The sequence below is a fragment of the Bacteroides sp. 519 genome, assembly GCF_010500955.1.
Lineage (GTDB): Bacteria > Bacteroidota > Bacteroidia > Bacteroidales > Bacteroidaceae > Bacteroides.
Map to the genome: position 1 here is coordinate 1 of NZ_QVMJ01000064.1, position 1,798 is coordinate 1,798.

A 1,798-nucleotide genomic window follows, 5' to 3' on the forward strand; every position below is an offset into this window, starting at 1 on the left:
CGGGCACCTCCTCCTTTCTTTGTGCCAACTGACATAAAGAAATTGAAAATAAAAAACGATCTTTGAAATTCTGTTATAAAATCAAGAAGTTATTGATTTCTGGTTATTTTCCCTTCAATGAAAGCGAAGCGTAGCGAAGTCTTCATTGAAGGGAAAATAACCAGAAATAGAGCTGGTAAACCAATACGATTATGATCAACAATTCTTCTATCCACAAGTGGGAACGCTTGAAACAAAAACAACTTGACACACAGTTTATAAACCACCTTCAAGCCGGCATGAATTGCTCCATGTTTGAAGCCAAGGCTATAATGAACCTTGTTTATGAAGTGTATCAACCTTTTTTTGATAACAGCGCCAGCATGAAACCCGGACAAATTTGTTTCCAGGTGGTAACCATTGAAAACTCTCCCAAAACTCCACTTAGTGAATGTCAGATGAAAACAGTCGTCCTGACTCTGGACGCAGGAGAAGAAGATTTGGAAGTCCGCCGTGAGAAAGAAGTTATCGGCCTTCGTCGCCACCGTCTCCAGCGTATTAGTAATGAAGCCTTTCAACAAGGGGGCTTACTAACAGTCGAAGACCTGGCCAACCGTTTGCTCAATTGTGGTGAACGAACACTTGTCAGAGATATAAAAGCTTTAAAAGAGCAAGGCATAATCCTTCCTCTTCGCTCTACCATCAAAGACATGGGACGTGCCATAACCCACCGGGAACTCATTGTTAAACAATGGCTTGCAGGTAAAGAGTTTTCCCAGATAGCTCGCTCTTGCAATCATAGCATAGAAGCCATTGCCAATTATGTGGATAAATTCAGAAGGGTTGTATGCTTAGCTAAAGACAATCATGAAATAGGTACTATTGCCTTTTTAGTGAAGATCTCGGAAGATTTAGCACAGCAATACTACAACCTGTATCTGGATGCAAAAACCGTTCCTCATCGTAAAAGCGAGTTGGATGAATTAATAAAAAAAACGATTCATCAAACTTAAAAAAATTATCTGAAATGATTAGAACACCAGATGCAATAAGAAAGTATCGTCCAGCACATGACCGCTTTCTTAAGCCTGCTATTGTTAATTTTCTGACCCGTGAGTTCGCTGGATATTTTGGTCCGGTAGTAAGGGAAAACATTGCCGATATGCTCATTGACATTTTTGAAGAAAACGCTCCACAAACTACCCGTATTAAGCACGGGCAAATACTTTGGAATGCTTTGGATAAAAACACAAGAGCTGACTGGAAAAACAGAAAATACAAACCAGTGGTACTTACCTTGGTGAGTGAAAAAGACATTGATCTTTTTATCAAAGGAGTGCCTTCAAAACAAATCAAGAAGCAAGTGATCGCAAGGATCATGAACGAAGCTTATGGTCAGGGAGGCCTACTTTCAACAAGAGATATTAGTCTGATTATGGTTTCAAATGCAGCCTATTTGTCCGAGTTAAGAATCGAATATGAGCAGGAAAACAAAGTAGTTTTACCGCATTCAGGTTCTTTACATGACATGGGATCTACTCTTACACATAAAGTGCAAATTGTACAAAAATATGTGATGCAGAAGAAGCAAACAAATATTATAGCTAAGGAAACCAATCACTCACAAAGAGCGGTTGACCATTACATCCGTGATTATAACAGGGTAAAAACCCTATATCAGGATGGAAAGGATATACAATACATCCATATCGCTACAAAAATTGCAAAACCAGTAATAGGTCAATATCTTGATATTATAAACAATATTTCAAAGAACGTTAAAGAGTATTAATCGCTTGCAAAGTCAAATGACTTTAGC

The 1,798-nt window shown here is 38.6% G+C and carries 2 protein-coding genes; both read left to right on the forward strand.

Translation table 11 applies throughout. The features are described 5' to 3' along the window. Window positions 1-191 precede the first annotated feature (191 nt). Window positions 192-992 carry a DUF1670 domain-containing protein gene (locus D0T85_RS21895; RefSeq protein ID WP_163215655.1) on the forward strand — a complete coding sequence of 267 codons (801 nt, stop codon included), beginning with the start codon at window positions 192-194 and terminating at the stop codon, window positions 990-992. A gap of 14 nt (window positions 993-1,006) precedes the next feature. Further along, window positions 1,007-1,771 (forward strand): DUF1670 domain-containing protein, encoded by a 765-nt coding sequence (locus tag D0T85_RS21900; RefSeq protein WP_163215656.1) that lies wholly within the window; start codon window positions 1,007-1,009, stop codon window positions 1,769-1,771. The last annotated feature ends 27 nt before the right edge of the window (window positions 1,772-1,798 follow it).

Excerpts from the sequence above, each read along its gene's own strand:
- D0T85_RS21895 (WP_163215655.1), top strand. The coding sequence starts at position 192 with ATGATCAACAATTCTTCTATCCACAAGTGGGAACGCTTGAAACAAAAA.
- D0T85_RS21900 (WP_163215656.1), top strand. The coding sequence starts at position 1,007 with ATGATTAGAACACCAGATGCAATAAGAAAGTATCGTCCAGCACATGAC.